General features: G+C 73.0%; 9 protein-coding genes. 6 read left to right on the plus strand and 3 right to left on the minus strand.

The genetic code is table 11. The features are described from left to right. The first annotated feature begins 182 nt into the window (after positions 1-182). Both ABZ928_RS29260 and ABZ928_RS29265 read left to right on the plus strand, forming a co-directional pair. Positions 183-3314 carry an SNF2-related protein gene (locus tag ABZ928_RS29260; protein WP_361525208.1) on the plus strand — a complete coding sequence of 1044 codons (3132 nt, stop codon included), beginning with the start codon at positions 183-185 and terminating at the stop codon, positions 3312-3314. Next, the gene (locus tag ABZ928_RS29265; RefSeq protein WP_361525211.1) at positions 3311-4546 is read left to right on the plus strand and encodes an SWF or SNF family helicase; all 1236 of its coding nucleotides are present in this window, start codon (positions 3311-3313) and stop codon (positions 4544-4546) included. Before ABZ928_RS29260 ends, ABZ928_RS29265 begins: the two co-directional genes overlap by 4 nt. Before the next feature lie 48 nt (positions 4547-4594). Here the strand turns inward: ABZ928_RS29265 and ABZ928_RS29270 are convergent, their stop codons facing one another. Beyond that, positions 4595-4996: an NUDIX domain-containing protein gene (locus tag ABZ928_RS29270; RefSeq protein WP_361525214.1), complete on the minus strand. Its 402-nt coding sequence runs from the start codon at positions 4994-4996 to the stop codon at positions 4595-4597. Positions 4997-5121: 125 nt separating this feature from the next. Here ABZ928_RS29270 and ABZ928_RS29275 point away from each other — a divergent pair, with 125 nt between their 5' ends. After that, positions 5122-6462 carry an esterase-like activity of phytase family protein gene (locus ABZ928_RS29275; RefSeq protein ID WP_361525216.1) on the plus strand — a complete coding sequence of 447 codons (1341 nt, stop codon included), beginning with the start codon at positions 5122-5124 and terminating at the stop codon, positions 6460-6462. Here the strand turns inward: ABZ928_RS29275 and ABZ928_RS29280 are convergent, their stop codons facing one another. Continuing rightward, positions 6463-7059, minus strand: a complete 597-nt coding sequence (locus ABZ928_RS29280; RefSeq protein ID WP_361525219.1) for a hypothetical protein — start codon at positions 7057-7059, stop codon at positions 6463-6465. A gap of 452 nt (positions 7060-7511) precedes the next feature. Next, entirely contained in the window at positions 7512-8678 is a 1167-nt protein-coding gene (gene xylA / locus ABZ928_RS29285) for a xylose isomerase (RefSeq protein WP_361525222.1), read from the minus strand. 173 nt (positions 8679-8851) lie between these two features. Here xylA and xylB point away from each other — a divergent pair, with 173 nt between their 5' ends. From xylB to ABZ928_RS29300, 3 genes are all read left to right on the plus strand, one after another. Continuing rightward, positions 8852-10297: a xylulokinase gene (gene xylB, locus ABZ928_RS29290; RefSeq protein WP_361525225.1), complete on the plus strand. Its 1446-nt coding sequence runs from the start codon at positions 8852-8854 to the stop codon at positions 10295-10297. A 195-nt stretch (positions 10298-10492) separates the two neighbouring features. Continuing rightward, the gene (locus ABZ928_RS29295) at positions 10493-11701 is read left to right on the plus strand and encodes an ROK family transcriptional regulator (protein WP_361525227.1); all 1209 of its coding nucleotides are present in this window, start codon (positions 10493-10495) and stop codon (positions 11699-11701) included. 193 nt (positions 11702-11894) lie between these two features. Next, complete coding sequence (locus ABZ928_RS29300) at positions 11895-13382, plus strand: APC family permease (protein ID WP_361525230.1); 1488 nt, start codon at positions 11895-11897, stop codon at positions 13380-13382. Positions 13383-13416: the final 34 nt, after the last annotated feature.

A 13416-nucleotide genomic window follows, 5' to 3' on the forward strand; every position in this document is an offset into this window, starting at 1 on the left:
ACGTCCCTGAGACGCGACCCCTACACGTCCCTGAGACTGGGACACGTCCCTGAGGTTGGGATACCCAGCGCTTCCATGAAGTGACCCAGGTCACGGCCGCGCCCTTCGAGGTGGTCCGGGAAAGTGCTGTACTCTCGGCCACTCCGCGCCGAGTAGTCAAATTTGAGGAGTGTCGCATTCCTGTGCCGAGGATTCCCGCGGCAACACCGTCCGAGATCTCACAACTGGCCCGCTGCTGCGCCGTGTTCGTCCCCGGCGACCCGGCCCGCACCGGAGTCGTCGCCTTCTGGGACCCCGACGGGGACGCCCCGCCGACCGTCGCCTCGGGGACCGTCGAGGATCTCGCCGTCGTCGTGCCGGGCGAGCGGGGCGTCGAGGCGGTGACCGTGCCGGCCGTGCTGCTGCCGGTGCGGGCGGCCCTGCCCGTCCTCACACGTGCGCGTGCCGCCGCGCACGCCCACCGGGCGACCGCGTTCTGGGGCGCGGCCGCCGTACAGGCCCTCCAGCTCGCGGCCCGTGGTCTGCTGCTGCCCGGCCTGTCCGAGACCGACCACGACGCCTGGCGGGCGGGCCCGCTGCGCCCCGAGGACGTCGAACGGGTCCGCGCTCTGGGCGCGGCGATGCCGCCCGAGGCGCATGCCCTCCCGCTGGACGAGAGCGAACCCCTGCGGCTGCCGGACCCGGAGCGGCTGCTGCGCGGCTTCCTGGACGCCGTCGCGGACACGCTCCCCCGCTCCCCCGCCGCGTCCCTGGTCACCGGCGGCCCCGCCTACGCGGTCCGGGAACCCCGGCACGTGCCCGGGCACCGCGCCTGGGCGGCCGACGTGGCAGCGGGCCTCGACGCGGGCGTGCGGCTGTCGCTGCGGATCGAGGTTCTCGGGCTCACGGTGGGGGCGCAGAGCGTCGAAGCGACGGATCCTGCATCGGCGGCGCAGGCCATCGAGGAGCCGGAGCCGACCGCGCGTGCGCAGGACCTCGCGGCGTCGGACCCGACCGCACAGGCGCAGGACGTCGAGACGACGGACCCTGTCTCAGCGGCGCAGGCCATCGAGGCGCCGCAGCCGACCACGCGCGCGCAGGACCTCGCGGCGTCGGACCCTGCCTCGGCGGCCCTGGACATCGACGCGCTGGACCCGACCCCGCGCGCCCCAAGCATCCAGGCCGTGGCCCGCACCGACGATCCGGACCCGTCGTTCCGCGCCGTGCTGCAGATCCACAGTGTGAGCGACCCGGCTCTGGCCGCCGACGCCGCCGACGTATGGGCGGGGTCCGACGGGGCGTTCGGGCCGCGTGTGCGGATGGACGCCCTGCTCGCCCTGCGGCGGGCGGCGCGCGCGTGGCCGCCGCTCGCGCCGCTGCTCTCGGCGGCCGTGCCGGACGTCGTCGAACTCGCCGACGAGGAGGTCACCGATCTCCTTGCGGCCGGCGCCCGTGCTCTCGCCGTCGCCGGTGTCGAGGTGCACTGGCCCAAGGAGCTGGCCCGCAAGCTGACGGCCCGCGCGGTGGTCGGCCCGGCGGACGAGGGCGCGGAGCCGGGCAAGGTCTCCTCGGACGCGCCGTCGTTCCTGTCGGCCGACGCGCTGCTGGCGTTCAACTGGCGGTTCGCGCTGGGCGACCGGCAGCTCACGCGCGAGGAGCTCGACCGGCTGGCCGAGGCGAACCGGCCCGTCGTGCGGCTGCGCGACCAGTGGGTGCTGATCGACCCGGAGGAGGTGCGCCGGGCCCACGCCCAGCAGGACCGCAAGATCACACCTGTCGACGCGCTGGGCGTCGCTCTCACGGGCTCGACGGAGATGGACGGCCGACGGGTCGACGTACAGCCCACGGGGTGGCTGGCGGCGCTGCGGGAACGGCTCGCGAACCCCGAGGCGCAGGAGCCCGTGGAGCAACCCGCGGCGCTCGCAGCGACCTTGCGGGACTACCAGCGCCGGGGCCTCAACTGGCTGGCCCGGATGACCTCCTTGGGGCTGGGATGCTGTCTCGCCGACGACATGGGTCTCGGCAAGACGATCACGCTCATCGCCCTGCATCTGCACCGCCAGTCCGACCGGGAGACGGCCGGTCCCACGCTGGTCGTGTGTCCGACGTCCCTCATGGGCAACTGGCAGCGCGAGATCGAGAGGTTCGCGCCCGGCACGCGCGTGCGCCGCTTCCACGGGCCGCGACGCGATCTGGGCTCGCTGGGCGACGGGGAGTTCGTGCTCACCACGTACGGCACGATGCGGCTCGACGCCGGCCGGCTGGCCGACGTGTCGTGGGGCATGGTCGTGGCGGACGAGGCACAGCACGTGAAGAACCCGTACTCGGCGACGGCCCGGCAGCTGCGGTCGATCAACGCACGCGCACGCGTGGCGCTCACCGGTACTCCGGTGGAGAACAACCTGTCGGAGCTGTGGGCGATCCTCGACTGGACGACACCCGGGCTGCTGGGCCGCCTCGGTACGTTCCGCGCGCGGTACGCGGCGGCCGTCGAGGGCGGCCGGGACCCGAGGGCCGCCGAGCGGCTGTCCCGGCTGGTGGGCCCGTTCCTGCTGCGTCGCCGCAAGTCGGATCCGGGGATCGCCCCGGAGCTGCCGCCGAAGACGGAGACCGACCGCGCGGTGTCGCTGACGAAGGAACAGGCGGGGCTGTACGAGGCCGTGGTGCGCGAGACGCTCGCGGAGATCTCGGGCGCCGACAACATGGCGCGGCGCGGGCTGATCGTGAAGCTGCTGACCGGGCTGAAGCAGATCTGCAATCACCCGGCGCAGTACCTCAAGGAGGAGCGGCCCAGGATCGTCGGCCGCTCCGGAAAGCTGGAGCTCCTGGACGAGTTGCTCGACACCATCCTCTCCGAGGGGGCGAGCGTGCTGGTCTTCACGCAGTACGTGCAGATGGCGCGGCTCATCGAGCGGCATCTGGCGGGCCGCGGTCTGTCCTCGCAGTTCCTGCACGGCGGCACGCCCGTCGCGCGGCGCGAGGCGATGGTGCGGCGCTTCCAGGACGGTGAGGTGCCGGTGTTCCTGCTGTCGTTGAAGGCGGCGGGCACGGGCTTGAACCTGACCCGGGCGGAGCATGTCGTGCACTACGACCGCTGGTGGAACCCGGCCGTGGAGGCGCAGGCCACCGACCGCGCGTACCGGATCGGGCAGAACCGGCCCGTGCAGGTGCACCGGCTGATCGCCGAGGGCACGATCGAGGACCGTATCGCCGACATGCTGAGCCGCAAGCAGCAGTTGGCCGACGCGGTGCTCGGCGCCGGGGAGGCCGCGCTCACGGAGCTGACGGACGCGGAGCTGGCGGATCTGGTCGAACTGCGAGGGGGCGCACGATGAACGACGAGAACGAGCGGACGTTCGCCGCGTTCCCGCCCGCGCACGGGAAGGGTTTCGCGCAGACGTGGTGGGGCCAGGCCTGGTTGAAGGCGCTGGAGGACGCCGCGCTGGACTCGGCGCAGGTCAAGGTGGGCCGCAGGCTCGCGCGCGCGGGTGCCGTCGGCGCGGTGTCCGTGCGGCCCGGCCGCATCACGGCCGTCGTCCAGGACCGCGACCGCACCGCGCACCGGGCCGATGTGCTGCTGGAGGAGCTGTCGGCCGAGCAGTGGGACCGCTTCCTGGACATGACCGTCGAGCGGGCCGGGCATGTCGCGGCGCTCCTGGACCGGGACATGCCGCCGCACCTGGTCGAGGACGCGGCGGCCGCGGGCGTCGACCTGCTGCCGGGCCTGGGTGATCTGGAGCCGGAGTGCGACTGTGGCGCCTGGGACCACTGCGGGCACACGGCGGCGCTCTGCTACCAGGTCGCGCGGCTCCTCGACCAGGACCCGTTCGTCCTGCTGCTGATGCGCGGGCGCGGTGAACGCGCCCTGCTGGACGAGCTCCAGGACCGCACGTCCGTGCCCGACGGGACGCCCGCCCCGGCGCCCGAGGGGGTGGACGCTGCGGAGGCGTTCGCGGCCGGGGACATCCTGCCGCCGCTGCCCGCCCTGCCGGAACTGCCCGAGGAACCCGGCACACCGCCCTCCCTGGACACCGAGACGCCGGCCCCGCCGGGTGTCGATCCGGCCGCCCTGGAGTTCCTGGCGGGCCGGACCGCGGTCCGGGCGTACCGGCTCCTGGACGGACAGGACGTCTTCGAGGACGAGTTGACCGTCGCCCAGGACGCCGTCCGCCTCGCGGTGGACGCTGGCGAGCCGACCGTACGGGAGCGGCTGGCGGAGGGCACCGGGCGCACCGCGGAGGAGCTGGCACTGGCGGTCGGCGCGTGGCGGGACGGGGGCGTGGCCGCACTGGATGTGCTCGAAGAGGAGTGGGCCGTGGCCGGCGAAACGCTCGCACGCGCGCGTGCCGCGCTCGACTCGGCGTGGGACGACGACGAGCGGCCGTCGCTGCGGGCGCGGGGCAACCGGTGGACGGTCGTGGGCTCTTCGAGTCAGCTGCGCCTGGGACGGGACGGCCGCTGGTGGCCGTATCGCAAGGAGCGGGGCCGCTGGGTGCCGGCGGGAGGCGCCACCCAGGATCCGGCGACGGCTCTGGCGGCGGCACAGGAGGTTCCGCTGACGGGGTGAGGAGCGGCGGCCGCCCTCACCGTCGTCAAGGCCGTGCAGGGCCGTCCTCTACGTCGTGAGGCGGCCCTGCCACAGCATCGGCAGGACGTGATCCCGTACCGCCGGCGCGATCCGGATGCCGTCCTCGTGTCCGGTGATCCAGCGCAGATGCGCCAGTTCGGCGGCGGGACGGGGCACCTCACCGAGGCGCGCGGCGTAGAGGGACATCCGCATGGGCACGCCTTCGAGGGCCGCCACGGCCTCCACGTCGACCAGGAAGCGCGGTTGCAGGGGCCGCACCCCTAACTCCTCGTCCAGCTCGCGGTACAGGGTCTCCAAGGGCGTCTCGCCCGGGTCCGGCTTGCCGCCCGGCACATAGAAGACCTCGGGAGCCGCCCGCTTGCTCACCACCAGCAGCCGTCCCTCCTGGACGATCGCGGCGGCCACCACTTCCAGAACGCCTTGTGTCATGCGCCCCATCCTCACGCATGCTCGACGAGCCCTTGCCACACGTCGTTCACCTGCCGGTCGTACGGCGTTCGACACGGGGCCCAAATCTGGCCGCTGTCAACGAACTTGTTCACCCAGGAGGCCCGATGTCCCCGTCTGCCGCCGGCCGGCGCCGCGTCCACCGTTCCGTGGCGGCGGGCGTGCCTCTCGCCGTACTGGCCGCGCTCGTGGCGGCCGCTCCCGCCTCGGGCGCCTCGTCGGGCGAGCCGTACGTCACGCGCACGGCGACGCTCGGGGACATTCCGCTGGGCGCGTTCAGCGACACGCTGCTGCCCGGGACGGTGGACGACGACCGTGGCGTGGACCTCGGCGGCATCGGCAGTGACATCTACCCGGCGGGCCGCCAGGGCGAGTTCTGGACCGTCACCGACCGCGGCCCCAACGGCCAGATCAAGGTGGACGGCACGAAGCGCCGCACGTTCCCGGTCCCGGGCTTCGACCCGGCGATCGTGAGGATCAAGGTGTCCGGGGACACCGTGAAGGTGCTGGACGCGATCCCGATCACCACCTCCTCCGGGAAGCCGGTCACCGGGCTGCCCGACCAGGAGAGGCGCGACGAGGCGCCGTACACCTATGACGCGAGGACGCGCCTGGCGTTCAACCCGAACGGGCTGGACACCGAGGGCATCGTGCGGGCCGCCGACGGGAGTTTCTGGCTCGTCGACGAGTACGGACCCTCCCTGGTGCACGTCTCCGCGCGCGGGAAGGTGCTCACGCGGTACGTCCCCGAGGGGCTGAACCTCACCGGGACCGACTACCCGGTCGTGGAGGCGCTGCCCTCCGTCCTGCTGCACCGGAAGATCAACCGCGGCTTCGAGGGGCTCGCCCAACTGCCGGGCGGCGACCTGGTGCTGGCGGTGCAGAGTCCGCTGTCCCTGCCGGACACCGCCGCGGGAGAGGCCTCGCGCACAACCCGGCTGCTGCGGTTCTCGCCCAGGAAGAAGGCGGTCACCGCCGAGTACGCCTACCGCTTCGACCCGGTCGAGGTCGTCGACCCGGGCGAGGACGACACCTCGGAGCTGAAGATCTCCTCGGTGGTCGCGGTGGGCGGCGACCGGCTGCTGGTCGAGGAGCGCACCGACAAGGCCGCCCGGCTGCAACTCGTACGCCTCGACCGGGACGCGGACATTCTCGGTGGCGCCTATGACGACGACACGACCTCGCCGTCACTGGAGCAGCTCGACGATCCGGCGGCCGCCGGGGTGCCGGTGCTCGCCAAGCGGCTCGTCGTCGACCTGGGCACGGTCGCCGGGGTACCGGGGAAGATCGAGGGCGTCGCGCGCGTGGACCACGACACGCTCGCCCTGATCAACGACAACGACTTCGGGATGACCGACGGTTCGGGCGCGTTCGACGCGCAGGGACGTCTGGTCGACAGCGGTGTGGAGACGAAGGTCACGTACGTGCGGCTGCCGCGCGGGATCTGATCACGTCAGGGGGGCGGTGAGCTTACGGGTGGCTCCGTCGTCGGCGGCCAGACTGCACGCGACGTTGTCGATGCCGAGCCGGTAGCCGGCCGGGTCCGGGTACTGCACCAGCATGCCGCCCACGGCCCCGGCGGGCTGGTCCGCCGCCTTGCTGTTCAGGGTCCGCTCGCACAGGTCGGAGGCGGCCTGCTTCAGGGCGGCGTCGGTCGTGTAGGCGCCTTCGAGTTCCGCCACCTTCACGACCTCGGCGTCGTGCGGCTTCTCGCAGGAACGCCTGGCCGCCTGCCCGGGCCTGACGGCGTCGGTGTCGAAGCAGTCGCCGGTCTTCAGCATGTAGTACGGCAGTTCGTCGGACGCGAAGGACGGGATCAGCGATTCGAGGCCGCTCGGGAACTCGCTCGGCAGATCGCTGGGGAACTGCGAGGGCAGTTCGGTCGGCAGCTTGCTCGGAAGCCGGCTGGGCAGCTCGCTCGGCAGGCTGAGCGTGGGGCGCGGCGAACTGCTCGCGCTCGCGCTGGGCTTGTCGTCCGGCGAGTCGTCGTCGTTCCCCGACGCCATCAGGACGATGACGGCGACGACGGCACCGGCCACGAGCACGGTGAGCAGGACGAACAGCGGGCTGCGGCGCCGGCCCGGGCCGCCGGGCGGTTCCGGCGGAGGCGGGTCCCAGCCCCCGTAGGAGGGCGGGCCGTTGCCTCCAGGAGGAGGTCCGTAACCTCCCGGCGGCCCATACCCCCCTCCTCCTTGGCCGTAGCCGTCGGGAGGGGGGCCGAAGCCACCGCTGTAGGGCGGTGTGTCGTCCGGCGGCCCTGGGGGCTGAGGCGGTAAGGGCGGCATGGCCATACCGTCCAGAGTCCCGGTGCGCCGGGCAGGGCGCGACCCCCGCACGGAAGTTGATACGGACTCATGCCACGGACCGCATGATTCCGGAGCATTCCGCGCGGAGGTCGAACACCCGGTGCACGCGCGCGTGCCTGACAAGACCCGCCGTACAGGACGTGCGGCGGGCCCACGCGCGCGTGCGGTCACGACGTGCGCACGCGCACGTGTCAGCCCCGCGCGCCCAGCAGGTGGTCCATCGCGAGCTGGTCGAGCTGCTCGAAGGCCATCCCGCGCGCGGCGGCCGCCTCGACGTCGAACTCCTCGAAGGCCGTACGGTCCGCGAGCAGCCCCTTGAGGCCGTCCGCCGCCGTGGCCTGCGCCAGCTCGTCCAGCCGCGCGGCGCGCAGCGCCTCCTGGACCTCCGGGTCGGCACGGAAGGCGGCGGAACGCTCCTTCAGGATGAGGTAGTTGCGCATGCAGCCCGCGGCGGACGCCCAGACGCCGTCGAAGTCCTCGGTGCGCGGCGGCTTGAAGTCGAAGTGCTTCGGACCGGCGTACCCGGCGCTCTCCAGCAGGTCGACGAGCCAGAAGGCGGCCCGCAGGTCGCCGGCGCCGAAGCGCAGGTCCTGGTCGTACTTGATGCCGGACTGGCCGTTGAGGTCGATGTGGAAGAGCTTGCCCGCCCACAGGGCCTGTGCGATGCCGTGCGGGAAGTTCAGCCCGGCCATCTGCTCGTGGCCGACCTCGGGGTTGACGCCGTACAGCTCCGGGCGCTCCAGGCGCTCGATGAACGCCAGCGCGTGGCCGACGGTCGGGAGCAGGATGTCGCCGCGCGGCTCGTTCGGCTTGGGCTCGATGGCGAACTTCAGGGTGTAGCCCTGCTCGGTGACGTACTCGCCGAGGAGGTCGAAGGCCTCCTTCATGCGGTCGAGAGCGACGCGTACGTCCTTGGCGGCGCCGGACTCGGCACCCTCACGGCCGCCCCAGGCGACGTAGGTCTCGGCGCCGAGCTCGGCCGCGAGGTCGATGTTGCGGATCACCTTGCGCAGCGCGTAGCGGCGCACGTCACGGTCGTTCGCCGTGAACCCGCCGTCCTTGAAGACCGGGTGCGTGAAGAGGTTGGTGGTGGCCATCGGCACCTTCATGCCGGTGGCGTCGAGGGCCTCACGGAAGCGCTTGATGTGACCCTCGCGCTCACTGTCCGAGGACCCGAAGGGGATCAGGTCGTCGTCGTGGAAGGTCACACCGTGGGCGCCGAGCTCGGCCAGGCGCTGCACGGTCTCGACAGGGTCCAGGGCACGCCGCGTGGCGTCGCCGAACGGGTCCCTTCCCTGCCAGCCGACGGTCCACAGGCCGAAGGTGAACCTGTCCTCGGGGGTGGGCTGGTAGTTCATGCCGCGGCTCCTACTCGCTGACGACTGCTCTCCACGACTATTTCGTCATGGCGGTTTACAAATTAGTATGCGATCGCATCTCTGGGAAGAGACAAGATGTCTCCGACCGTCTTCGGACGGAGACCCGAGCCGCTTGAGCACGCAAAACTTGAGCCCGCAAAAGGGAGAGCCCGATGTCAGCTGCCGAGGGTCCGCTCGTCGTCGGCGTGGACACGTCCACGCAGTCCACCAAGGCCCTGGTCGTCGACGCGTCGACCGGACAGGTGGTGGCGAGCGGGCAGGCGCCGCACACCGTCTCCTCCGGGGCCGGTCGCGAGAGTGACCCGCGCCAGTGGTGGGACGCGCTGTGCGAGGCCCTGCACCAGTGCGGTGACGCGGCCCGGGAGGCCGCCGCCGTGTCGATCGGCGGGCAGCAGCACGGCCTGGTCACGCTGGACGCCGAGGGCGAGCCGGTACGCCCCGCGCTGCTCTGGAACGACGTGCGCTCGGCTCCGCAGGCCGCGCGGCTCGTCGAGGAACTGGGCGGCGCCAAGGCCTGGGCCGAGCGCACCGGCAGTGTCCCGGGACCGTCTTTCACGGTCACGAAGTGGGCCTGGCTGGCCGAGCACGAGCCCGAGGCGATCCGCGCGACCAGGGCCGTACGCCTCCCGCACGACTACCTCACCGAGCGCCTCACGGGCCAGGGCACGACCGACCGCGGCGATGTCTCCGGCACCGGCTGGTGGGCGTCGGCGACCGAGGCGTACGACGACGAGATCCTCGCGCACGTGGGCCTCGACCCCGCGCTGCTGCCCCGCGTGGTGCGGCCCGGCGAGGTGGCGGGGACCGTGCGCGACATCCACGACCTGCCGTTCTCCAAGGGCACCCTGGTCGCCCCGGGCACCGGCGACAACGCCGCCGCCGCGCTGGGCCTCGGCCTGCGCCCCGGCACGCCGGTGCTGAGCCTGGGCACCTCCGGCACGGTGTACGCGGTCTCCCAGCGGCGGCCCGCCGACCCGACCGGCACCGTCGCGGGCTTCGCCGACGCGCACGGCGACTGGCTGCCGCTGGCCTGCACCCTGAACTGCACCCTCGCCGTCGACCGCGTCGCCGCGTTGCTGGGCCTGGACCGCGAGGCCGTGGAACCCACGACGGGCGTCACACTGCTCCCCTACCTGGACGGCGAGCGCACCCCCGCTCTGCCCGGCGCCTCCGGGCTGCTGCACGGCCTGCGCCACGACACCACCGGCGGCCAGCTCCTCCAGGCCGCCTACGACGGTGCCGTCCACGCGCTGCTCGGCGCCCTCGACCTGGTCCTCGACGAGGACGCCGACCGCTCCACCCCGCTGCTGCTGATCGGCGGCGGCGCTCGCGGCCGGGCCTGGCAGGAGACGGTACGACGGCTCTCGGGCCGCCCGGTGCAGATCCCCGAGGCCAAGGAACTGGTCGCGCTCGGCGCGGCGGCCCAGGCCGCGGGCCTGCTGACCGGCGAGGACCCGGCCGCCGTCGCCCGGCGCTGGAACACCACCGCGGGCCCGGTGCTGGAGGCCGTGGAGCGGGACGAGGCGACGATGGCACGGATCTCCGGGGTACTCTCCGACGCGGCTCCGCTGCTGGACAGGCCGACGGAGGGCGACTGACCGAGCGGGGAACACTTCTCCGACCGCCGAGGACCTACGGAGGCACTGAACACCGCACCGACCAGCAGGGGCCGACCGAGGGGCTGAGCACGGCACCGGCCGGCAAGGGCCGACGAGGGGCTGAGCACGGCACCGACCAGCAGGCCCTTACGGAGCCACTGCGCACCGCACCGACCAGCGAGGACTGACGGAGGCATGACCGCACCGCTGCACGACGCCCACCCGGCCGGACCGGGGCGCGCGCTGCCCGACACCCAGCAGGGCATGCGCCGCCGCAACCTGGCCCGGGTGATGTACGCCGTCAGCGCCGAGGGGCCGCTGTCCCGTGCCGCCGTCGCCTCGCGGATCGGTCTGACCCGGGCGGCGGTGTCGACCCTGGTCGACGAGCTCATACGCTCCGGCCTGCTCGAAGAGCTCGGCCCCGAGCGGCCGGGCCGGGTGGGCCGGCCCGGCTCCGCGCTCGCCGTCAGCGCGCACGGTCCCGCCGGGATAGGCGCCGAGGTCGGCGTCGACCACCTCGCGGTCTGCGCGGTCGACCTGCGCGGCGAGGTACGGGCCCGCGCCGTACGGCACGGCGCCAACCGCGGCCGCTCCCCCGAGCCGGTCATCGCGGAACTCACCGCGTTGCTCGACCAGGTCGTCGCCGAGGCGGAGGGGCAGGGTCTGTGGCCGGCGGGGCTCGCGGTGGCGGTGCCGGGCCTGGTGGCGCGCGACGCCCGTACCGTCGTCCGGGCCCCCAACCTCGACTGGCACGACACGGACCTCGGCGCCCTGCTGCCCCCGGCGCTCCCGCCCACCGTGGACAACGAGGCCAACTTCGGCGCTCTCGCCGAACTCTGGCTCGGCGACGCCACCCCGCACGACTTCCTGCACGTGTCGGCGGAGATCGGCATCGGCGCGGCCCTCGTCGTGGGCGGCGGGCTGCTGCGCGGGATCCGCGGTTTCGCGGGCGAGCTGGGACACGTCCCGGTGGAACCGGAGGGCCCGCGGTGCCCGTGCGGCGGCCGGGGCTGTCTGGAGCAGTACGCCGGCGAGGAGGCGGTGCTGCGCGCGGCCGGTCTGGAACCGGGCGAGGACCGGGTCGGGCTGCTCGCGGGGCGGGCTGCCGAAGGCGACGAGGCCGTACGACGTGCCCTGCGGGACGCGGGGCGGGCGCTCGGGGTCGCGCTGACCGGGGCCGTGAACCTGCTGGACCCCGAGAGTGTGGTGCTGGGCGGGGAGCTGTCGGGGCTGGCGCCGTGGCTGCTGCCGACGCTGGAGTCCGAGCTGGCCCGGCGCACGGCGGGGCCGCCCTGTCCGGTGTCCGTGTCCCGGCTGGGCCCTGAGGGGCCGCTGCTGGGGGCCGCGCACTCCGTGATCCGGGCCGTGCTCGACGACCCCGCCGCGGTGGGCGAACGGGCCTGATCCCAGGGCGACTTCAGCCTGATTCACTCGGACGAGTGGGCGAGTTTTCCACAGGTCCGAGGCCGTCCACCGAAACCCGCCGCGCCCTTCTGCCCGACCCTCGAGCGCCGTACCGTGATGCACGCGAGACGCAACCGCCCTGGCAGCGGTCAGGGGGAACAAAGGGGTTCGTCGGGGGGACGAGGGGATTCGGATGTCGGGGGAAACGGCTGAAGGACTGCGGCGCGACGCCGTCGGGATGCGCGAGGTCCTGTTCCAGAGCATCACGGCCATGGCACCGGCCGCTGCGGTCGCCGCGTCCATCCCGTCGGGCGCCGCCTTCGCGGGCGGCAGTCTGCCGCTGTCGGTGCTGATCGCGCTGGTGGCCTGTCTGTTCACCGCGTCCTGCGTCGCGGAGCTGGCCCGGGAGCTGCCGGCCGCGGGTTCGGTGGCCACGTACGCGGCGCAGGGCCTGCATCCGGCCGTGGGCTTCCTCGTGGGCTGGGGTTACGTGTTCGTGGAGGCCTTGATACCGCCGCTGCTGCTCCTCCAGTTGGGCTTCACGACGGCGGGCACTCTGCACGAGGAGTGGTCCTCGTATCCGGCGGACCTGTGGTGGCCGTGGGCGCTGCTGGGCGCCGCGATCATCGCGGTGGCGGGGTACTTCGGGGTGCGCGCCTCGGCCCGCTTCGGCACCGTGCTCGGTGTCTTCGAGGTGCTGGTCCTCCTGGTGTTCGCGATCTGGCTGATCGCCAAGGCGGGCGGCGACAACACCCTGTCGGTGTTCGGCACTTCGCACACGAGCGACGCCTACGAAGGCATCAGCGGGGTCTTCGCCGGTTCGGTCTACACGGTGCTGGCCTTCGCCGGCTTCGAGGCGGCGGCCCCGCTGGCCGAGGAGACGAGGAACCCCCGCCGGACCATGCACCGCGCGGTGCTCGGCGCGGCGCTCGCCATCGGACTCTTCTACGTGCTCACCACATACGCCATGACCGTGTACTACGGACCGGACCGGTTCGCGGAGTTCGGTGCCTCGGGCCCCGGGTCCTGGGAAGGAGTGGCGCGGGCGTCGTTCGGGCTGTTCTGGGTGCTGGTGTTTCTCGCCGTGGTCAACTCGACGATCGCCAACGCCAACGCGTGCGCCAATGTCTCCACCCGCACGGCCTTCGCCCTGGCCCGCATCCGGGTCCTGCCCTCGTTCCTCGCCCTGCTGCACCCGAGGTACCGCTCGCCCGTCGCCGGTATCGCCGTGCAGACCGTGGTGGCGGTCGGTGCGGTGCTGGGCCTGGGCTTCGCCTACGACCCGGTGACGGCCTTCCTCCTGCTGGCCACGGTGATCGTCACGGTCGTGATCGGTGTCTACATCGTGGTGAACCTGTCCTGCGCGGGCTACTTCCTGCGCCGCAGAAGGGAGTCGCTCAAGCCGGTACGGCACCTGCTGCTCCCCCTGCTCGGCATCGTCGCGTTCGTCCCCGCGCTGCTGACCGCGGCCGGACTGCCCGTCTTCGACTTCGTCACCGAACTGACCGCCCCGGTGTCGTACGCGGGTCCGGTCGTCGGGGTGTGGATGGCCGTGGGCGTCGTGGTGCTGGCCGTGCTGATACGGCGTCATCCCGGACGCATAGCCGAGACGGCCCGCGTCCATCTCGACGACCCGTCCCCCACCGATCCCGTTGATCCCGTCGGCCTTTCACCGAGCTGAACCCACCGGCCCTTCACAGAACGCCGATCCCATC

This window comes from Streptomyces sp. NPDC046909 (genome assembly GCF_040644695.1).
In the GTDB taxonomy this organism is placed as follows: Bacteria; Actinomycetota; Actinomycetes; order Streptomycetales; family Streptomycetaceae; genus Streptomyces.

What these genes read in the sequence shown, in the direction of transcription:
- ABZ928_RS29265 (WP_361525211.1), top strand. Translation starts at nt 3,311, where the DNA reads ATGAACGACGAGAACGAGCGGACGTTCGCCGCGTTCCCGCCCGCGCAC.
- ABZ928_RS29270 (WP_361525214.1), bottom strand. Translation starts at nt 4,996, where the DNA reads ATGACACAAGGCGTTCTGGAAGTGGTGGCCGCCGCGATCGTCCAGGAG.
- ABZ928_RS29275 (WP_361525216.1), top strand. Translation starts at nt 5,122, where the DNA reads ATGTCCCCGTCTGCCGCCGGCCGGCGCCGCGTCCACCGTTCCGTGGCG.
- xylA (WP_361525222.1), bottom strand. Translation starts at nt 8,678, where the DNA reads ATGAACTACCAGCCCACCCCCGAGGACAGGTTCACCTTCGGCCTGTGG.
- xylB (WP_361525225.1), top strand. Translation starts at nt 8,852, where the DNA reads ATGTCAGCTGCCGAGGGTCCGCTCGTCGTCGGCGTGGACACGTCCACG.
- ABZ928_RS29295 (WP_361525227.1), top strand. Translation starts at nt 10,493, where the DNA reads ATGACCGCACCGCTGCACGACGCCCACCCGGCCGGACCGGGGCGCGCG.
- ABZ928_RS29300 (WP_361525230.1), top strand. Translation starts at nt 11,895, where the DNA reads ATGTCGGGGGAAACGGCTGAAGGACTGCGGCGCGACGCCGTCGGGATG.